Origin of the sequence: Streptomyces sp. NPDC059142, from assembly GCF_042755665.1 — a bacterium.
In the GTDB taxonomy this organism is placed as follows: Bacteria; Actinomycetota; Actinomycetes; order Streptomycetales; family Streptomycetaceae; genus Streptomyces.
The window spans coordinates 24,333-31,359 of sequence record NZ_JBHZDA010000086.1 but is presented as its reverse complement, the minus strand read 5'-3'; the positions used below and the strand labels follow the sequence as shown (position 1 = coordinate 31,359).

Annotated in this window: 6 protein-coding genes; 2 read left to right on the top strand and 4 right to left on the bottom strand. The window is 71.7% G+C overall.

The features are described 5' to 3' along the window. Positions 1 to 51: 51 nt before the first annotated feature. A complete protein-coding gene (locus ACFXPK_RS25665; RefSeq protein ID WP_385006190.1) occupies positions 52 to 408 on the bottom strand; it encodes a HesB/IscA family protein in 357 nt (118 codons plus the stop codon). A gap of 225 nt (positions 409 to 633) precedes the next feature. On the opposite strand from ACFXPK_RS25665, the gene nadA reads away from it, so the two are divergent. After that, positions 634 to 1,851 (top strand): quinolinate synthase NadA, encoded by a 1,218-nt coding sequence (nadA, locus tag ACFXPK_RS25660; RefSeq protein WP_385006192.1) that lies wholly within the window; start codon positions 634 to 636, stop codon positions 1,849 to 1,851. A gap of 280 nt (positions 1,852 to 2,131) precedes the next feature. Then, positions 2,132 to 3,307 (top strand): Bcr/CflA family efflux MFS transporter, encoded by a 1,176-nt coding sequence (locus ACFXPK_RS25655; RefSeq protein WP_385079000.1) that lies wholly within the window; start codon positions 2,132 to 2,134, stop codon positions 3,305 to 3,307. 15 nt (positions 3,308 to 3,322) lie between these two features. Here the strand turns inward: ACFXPK_RS25655 and ACFXPK_RS25650 are convergent, their stop codons facing one another. The 3 genes from ACFXPK_RS25650 to ACFXPK_RS25640 form a co-directional block, all read right to left on the bottom strand. Next, positions 3,323 to 3,847 carry a hypothetical protein gene (locus ACFXPK_RS25650; RefSeq protein ID WP_385078997.1) on the bottom strand — a complete coding sequence of 175 codons (525 nt, stop codon included), beginning with the start codon at positions 3,845 to 3,847 and terminating at the stop codon, positions 3,323 to 3,325. Between the two features lie 163 nt (positions 3,848 to 4,010). Continuing rightward, a complete protein-coding gene (locus ACFXPK_RS25645) occupies positions 4,011 to 5,375 on the bottom strand; it encodes an adenylosuccinate lyase family protein (protein WP_385078994.1) in 1,365 nt (454 codons plus the stop codon). Positions 5,376 to 5,383: 8 nt separating this feature from the next. After that, on the bottom strand, positions 5,384 to 6,856 hold the full coding sequence (locus tag ACFXPK_RS25640) for a cation:dicarboxylate symporter family transporter (RefSeq protein ID WP_385078992.1): 1,473 nt from the start codon (positions 6,854 to 6,856) through the stop codon (positions 5,384 to 5,386). Between the last annotated feature and the right edge of the window lie 171 nt (positions 6,857 to 7,027).

Genomic DNA, 7,027 nt, shown 5'->3' with positions numbered 1-7,027 from the left:
CTCCCACTCGGGGAGCGCCGCCGCCTCTGTGCGTCCGCTGTCGCGGTCGTCCTAGCTGAAGGAGTCGCCGCAGGCGCAGGAGCCCGTCGCGTTCGGGTTGTCGATCGTGAAGCCCTGCTTCTCGATCGTGTCGACGAAGTCGATCGAGGCGCCGCCCAGGTACGGGGCGCTCATCCGGTCCGTGACGACCTTGACGCCGTCGAAGTCCTTGACGACATCGCCGTCGAGCGAGCGCTCGTCGAAGAACAGCTGGTAGCGGAGGCCGGAGCAGCCGCCGGGCTGGACGGCGACGCGCAGGGCGAGGTCGTCCCGGCCTTCCTGGTCCAGCAGTGCCTTCACCTTGCCCGCGGCGGCGTCGGACAGGAGGATGCCGTCGTTCACGGTGGTGGTCTCGTCCGATACGGACATCTGCTTCTCTCCCGGGTTGTACGGACTGCTTGCCGACAGTGCAACCTGCTCGGCCACGGATTCATTCCGGGCACCGGCGTGTGTCTTCCCTGCCTTCATGCTCGCACACCGGACGCCGCACCGGAATGCGTCACATCGACGCTATGGCCATCGTCAACGTGACGTGAAGCGGCTATGATAGATAGCGTCAATGAGACGAAAAGGCTCGTCCGCTGAGAAGAAAGGGTGCGTGACGTGACCACGGCCCAGCCCGTTCAGGATCCCGCCCTCCCCGTCCAGGATCTCGGCGTCCAGCCGACCCCCCTCGCCCTGCTGCTGCTCGGCCGGGAGGCCGACCCGCGCAGCGAGCGCGGTGTGGAGTGCCCCGGCGACCTGCCCTCCCCGTCCGACCCGGACCTGGTGGCGCGCGCCCGCGCCGCGAAGGAGAAGCTCGGGGAGAGGGTGTTCGTCCTCGGCCACCACTACCAGCGCGACGAGGTCATCCAGTTCGCCGATGTGACCGGCGACTCCTTCAAGCTGGCCAAGGACGCGGCGGCGCGGCCGGCCGCGGAGTACATCGTCTTCTGCGGTGTGCACTTCATGGCCGAGTCCGCGGACATCCTGACGACCGACGACCAGAAGGTCGTCCTGCCGGACCTCGCGGCGGGCTGCTCCATGGCGGACATGGCGACGGCGGAGCAGGTCGCCGAGTGCTGGGACGTGCTGACCGACGCGGGCATCGCCGAGCGGGTGGTCCCCGTCTCGTACATGAACTCCTCGGCGGACATCAAGGCGTTCACCGGCAGGCACGGCGGCACGATCTGCACGTCCTCGAACGCCGAGCGCGCCCTGAACTGGGCCTTCGAACAGGGCGAGCAGGTGCTCTTCCTGCCCGACCAGCACCTGGGGCGGAACACGGCCGTACGCGATCTGGGGATGTCGCTCGACGACTGCGTCCTCTACAACCCGCACAAGCCGAACGGCGGCCTCACCCGGCAGGAGCTGCGGGACGCCAGGATGATCCTGTGGCGGGGCCACTGCTCGGTGCACGGGCGCTTCTCGCTGGACTCCGTGCGGGACGTACGGGAGCGGATCCCGGGCGTCAACGTGCTGGTGCACCCGGAGTGCAAGCACGAGGTCGTGGCGGCGGCGGACCAGGTCGGCTCCACGGAGTACATCATCAAGGCGCTGGAGGCGGCCCCGGCCGGCTCGAAGTGGGCGATCGGTACGGAGCTGAACCTGGTCCAGCGCCTGGCGAATCGTTTCGCCCCGGAGGGCAAGGAGATCGTCTTCCTCGACCGCACGGTCTGCTTCTGCTCCACGATGAACCGGATCGACCTGCCGCACCTGGTCTGGACCCTGGAGTCGCTGGCCGAGGGCAACGAGGTCAACCGCATCCAGGTCGACAAGGAGACGGCGGACTTCGCCCAGCTCGCGCTGGAGCGGATGCTGGCGCTGCCGTAACCGCCGCCGCGGTCGCGGGCGGCACCCACGGGCGGTGTACGGGAGGGGAAGTCCCTCCCGTACACCGCCCGTTCCGCGTCCTGCCGTAGAGTGACGGCCACACCGGCCAGGCGTTCCGAGTACGGGGCCACGCCCCCGCTCCGCCGTGGCAGCCGGTCGACCGGAGCACGCGCACCTCGTCCCGTCCAGGTCCGCCCCGTCCCGCTCCACACCTCCCCCGCATGTCCCGGATCCGTTCCGCTCCCCTCTCTCCTCCCCGGACATCGGAGGTCGCCGTACCGTGCCCCGTCACCCGCCCCGCCGCCGGCTCACCGCCGCGCTCCTGCTGCTCTGTTTCGTCGGTCCGCTCTCCACCGACATGTATCTGCCGGCCTTTCCCCGGATGGCCGCCGAGCTGCGTACGGACGCCTCCGGCGTACAGCTCACGCTCACCGCGTTCCTGGTGGGCATGGTCCTCGGCCATCTCGTCCTCGGCCCGCTCTCCGACCGGTACGGGCGGCGGGTCCCGCTGCTCGCGGGGGCGGCGCTCTGCACCGGGGCCACCGCGCTCTGCGCCCTCGCCCCCGGGCTCGGCCCGCTGATCGCGCTCCGGCTGGCGGCCGGGTTCAGCGGGGCGGCGGGGGTCGTCGTCGGGCGGGCGGTGGTCGCGGACGTCGCGACCGGCGCGGCGGCGGCGCGGCTGCTGGGGGTGCTGATGACGCTGGCGGGGCTCGCGCCGGTCCTCGCCCCGCTCGCGGGCGGCGCGGTGATCGGCACGGTCGGCTGGCGCGGGGTGTTCTGGGCGCTGGCGGGGGTGTCGCTGCTGGCCCTGGCCGGGGTGGTGGTCGCCGTACCGGAGACCCTGCCGCCGGAGCGGCGCCGTACGGGCGGGCGCGGCACATTCCTCCGTACGGTGCGCGCGGTGGCGGGCGACCGTGCGTACACCGGCTACGCGCTGGCGTTCTCCTTCGCCTTCGGCGCGCTGTTCTGTCACGTCGCCGGGTCGCCGTTCCTGCTCCAGAACGTGCTGGGGCTGGGCGTCGGCGCCTCCTCCCTGGTCTTCTCGGGCGGCGCGCTGGTCCTGGCGCTCTCCGGCGCGGTGGCGGCGCGGCTGGTGGGCCGGGTCGCGCCCGAACGGCTGCTGCGCCGCGGTCTGCGCGCGGCGGGGGCGGCGCTGGCACTGCTCGCGGCGGCCGGGGCGGGGGCGCTGACGCTCACCACGTATCTGCCGCTCGTGACGGTGTTCTGCGGCGGCCTGGGGCTGGTGCTCGCCAACGCGGCGTCGCTGGCGGTCGCGCGGGTCCCGGACGCGGCGGGCACCGGGTCGGCCCTGCTGGGTACGGCGCAGAGCGCGGTGGGCGCGGTGGTGGCGCCGCTGGCCGGTCTGGGCGGGGCGGGGTCGGCGGTGCCGGCGTTCACGGGGATGGCGGTGTGCGGCGGGGTGGCGGTCCTGGCGGCGCGCGGCGCGGAGCGCTGACGCGCCCCACACGCCTTACGGAGCGGTGTCGCCCTTGCCCTCGCCGTCCGTGCCGTCCTCCTCTGCCGCCGCCGGGGACATTCCACTCGCGCGGGCGATGCCCTCGACCGTCTGTTCATCGCTGTGGCGCCTGCTCTGCTGGGCCTCCAGCTTCTCCCGCATGGCGCGCAGTCTGTCCGGGTCGGCGGCCACCTCGGGCGGGACCAGCGACATGGCGCCCTTGGTGTGCTCGCCGTCACCGAGATGGGCGACGACATGGTCGGCCCGGTCCTCGTGACCGGGCTGCATCGCGCCGATCAGGCCCATCAGATGGAGGAATTCCTGCTGGACCTCCGGCGTGAACAACTCCCGCTCCGCGTCGTCGAGCTGAAGCCGTACGGTGCCGCCCCCGGCCTCGGCCCACATACGGACGATCTCCATGAGCAGGTCGAACTGCCCGGTGGCCATCCGGGCCCTGAGCGTCTCCACGTACAGGGCGTAGCGGGCGCGTGCGATACGGGCCGGGCTCTCCTCGTCCGGGTTCTCGTACGCGTCGGGCATGGCCCCTCCTCGGTGAGGCTCCGTCGGGTCCGCCCGCACCGGGGCGTGTCGACGCCCTTGCCGGGCCGCGGGCCCTTCGACCGTACCGCACGGGGCAGGAAGGGGTGTACGGCGCGGACGCCGCCGCCCTTACGGGCGGCGGGAGTTGCTCCGCCGCGTGCCGCTACCGGCTCGACCGCCCGGTCGGGTGGGCGACCACGTCATGGGTCATGGTGCGGGCGCTGCCGAGGTAGCGGGCCGGGTCGCAGAGTTCCTTGATGCGGGGCGCGCCGAGCGTACGGACGAGGTCGTCGTGCGTGAGCAGTTCGGCCTCCAGGGTGGTGCCGGTCTCGATGGCGGCGCGGCACGCCTCGTAGACGACTTCGTGCGCCTGGTTGCGGCCGAGGACGGGGGCGACGTCCATCATCACGGCCTCGGCGACGATGAGGCCGCCGGTCAGCAGGGTGTTGCTGCGCATCCGGTCGGTCCTGACCTCCAGCCCGGAGAGCATGAACTCCGCCTGGTGGAGCGAGCTGGACAGCAGCAGGAACGCCTCGGGGACGGTCGCCCACTCCAGGTGCCACGGGCCGGTCGCCCGCTCGAAGTCCTGCATGGTCGCGTCGAGCATCGAGGAGGACCTGTCGCGCAGCAGCTTGGCCGCCGCGAACATCAGCTCGCTGGAGATGGGGTTGCGCTTCTGCGGCATGGTCGAGCTGGCGCCGCGTCCGGGGACGAAGGGCTCCGCGAGTTCCCCGTACTCCGAGGAGCACATCATCATCACGTCCCAGGCGATCTTGCCCAGGGAGCCTCCGACGGACGCGAAGAGCGAGACCAGCTCCACCAGTCCGTCGCGGGCCACGTGCCAGGTGATGGCCGGGTCCGCCAGGCCCAGTTCCCCGGCGAGCGCGGCGCGGGCCCTGAGCCCCTCGGGGCCCTCGCCGAGCGAGGCGAGCGTGCCGGCGGCGCCGCCGAACTGGACCATCAGGGCGCGGACCCGGGCCTGTTCCAGGCGCTCGGCGTGCCGGTCGAGGGCGGAGAGCCACACGGCGCAGCGGTAGCCGAACGTCACCGGCAGGGCGTGCTGGAGATGGGTACGGCCGGCGGTGACGGTGTCCGCGTGCTCCCGCGCGAGCCGGCGCAGGGCGTGCCTGACCCGGTCGAGCTGGGCCCCGAGGAGCGCGACGCCCTCCTTGCACTGGAGCATGACCGCGGTGTCCATGATGTCCTGGGTGGTCGCGCCCCAGTGGAGGTAGTGGCCGGCGTCCCCGCACTGGTCGGCGACCTGCTTGACGAGAGGCAGCACCGGATAGCCGACGATCTCCGTCTCCGCGCGCAGCCGTTCCAGGTCGAGGCTGTCGAAGTCGGCCTTGCCGGTGATGTCGCGCGCCGCCTCGGCGGGGATGATCCCGACCGCGGCCTGGGCGCGGGCGAGCGCGGTCTCGGTGTCGATGAGGCGGCGTACGTACGCGCCGTCGCTGAACACCTCGCGCATGGCCGGGGTGCCGAACATGTCACGGAAGAGGAAGGAGTCGAAGACGGTCGTGCTCACGGAGGGGCTCACTTCTGCGCGATGGCGGGCTGGGGGGTGGTGGTGCGGGGGCCGGCGGAGGTGTCGCCGTCCTCCGGGTCGTTCGGGTCCTCCGGGTCCTCCGGGTCGCTCGTATCCCTCGGGTTCTCCCGGTTCGCCGGGGTCTCCCGGTCCTCCGGGGTCTCCGGGGTCTCCGGCAGGGCGAGGAACGCCTTGGGGTCGGCCAGGGCCCGGTTGACCTTGTCGACGTCCATCTCCTTGGTCCACTTGGCGATGGCGAAGGTGGCGACGACATTGCCGAAGGTGTTGCAGAAGGCGGTGGCCATGGACATCAGCCGGTAGACGCCGAAGAGCACGGCGACGCCCTCCACCGGCAGGTAGCCGGTCGCGGCGACCGTCGAGGCGAAGACGACGAAGGTGCCGCCGGAGACGGTGGCCGCCCCCTTCGAGGTGAGCAGCATGATGAGCAGAAGGCCGAGCTGCTGCGGGATGCTCATGTCGATGCCGTAGGCGTTGGCGACGAACATGGTGCAGATGGCCATGTAGAGGGAGGTGCCGTCGAGGTTGAAGGCGTAGCCGGTCGGTACGACCAGTCCGACGGTCTGCTTGGAGCAGCCGATCCGGGTGAGCTTCTTCAGCAGGCCGGGCAGCGCCGCCTCGGAGGACGCGGTGCCCAGGACCAGCGTCATCTCGACGCGGACGTACTGGAGAACGCGCCAGATGTTGAACCCGGCCAGGAGACAGACCAGGCCGAGGACGCCGCCGATGAAGACGGCCACCACCGCCCAGTACTCCAGGACGAGTTCGGCCAGGGCGAGGAGCATGCCGCTGCCGTTGGCGCCGACGGAGTAGGCGATGGCGCCGAACGCGCCGATCGGCGCGAGCTTCATGATGACGTTGACGAAGGCGAAGAAGGTCTCGGAGATGACCTCCAGCCCCTTGTTGACCTGGGTCTGGAGATGCGGGGCGAGGGCGAGCAGTCCGATGCCGAAGAGCACGGCCAGGACCACGACCTGGAGCAACTGCCCCGAGGAGAAGGCTCCGACGAAGTTGTCGGGGACGATGCCCTTCAGGAAGGCGGTGAAGCCGTGCTCGCCCTCCCCGGCCGCGGGGGCGGCGCCGCCGTCCGAGGGGAGGGAGCCGAGCCCCTTGCCGACGCCCAGGAGGTTCGCGGCCACCAGTCCGACGACGAGGGCGAGCGTCGAGACGACCTCGAAGTAGACGAGGGCCAGGAGGCCGATGCGGCTCGCCTTCCTGAGGTCGCCCGCGGAGGCGATGCCCATGACCACGGTGAAGAAGACCAGGGGCGCCACGCCCGCCTTGACCAGGGCGAGGAAGAGGTCTCCGACGATCTTCAGGTCGACGGCGAAGCCGGGGAACAGGAACCCGACGGCGACGCCGAGCGCCATGGCGACGCCGATCTGGGCCCCGATCCCCCGGTACCGGCGGCTCTTCCGTGGGGGTGCGGGATCCGCGGACAGCAGTTGCTCCTGGGACCTCATGCGAGCACATCCTTGTCTAGACATGAGTTGTGTCTAGACAAGGATGCTCGGAGAGCTACCGATGTCAAGGGGTGCGGACGAAAACGGCCGGCGCGCGGGACGTACGGTTCACCGGGCCCGCCGGGCGGGGGGGGGGGGGCCCCGCGCCGCGCGCCCCCCCCCACCCAACAG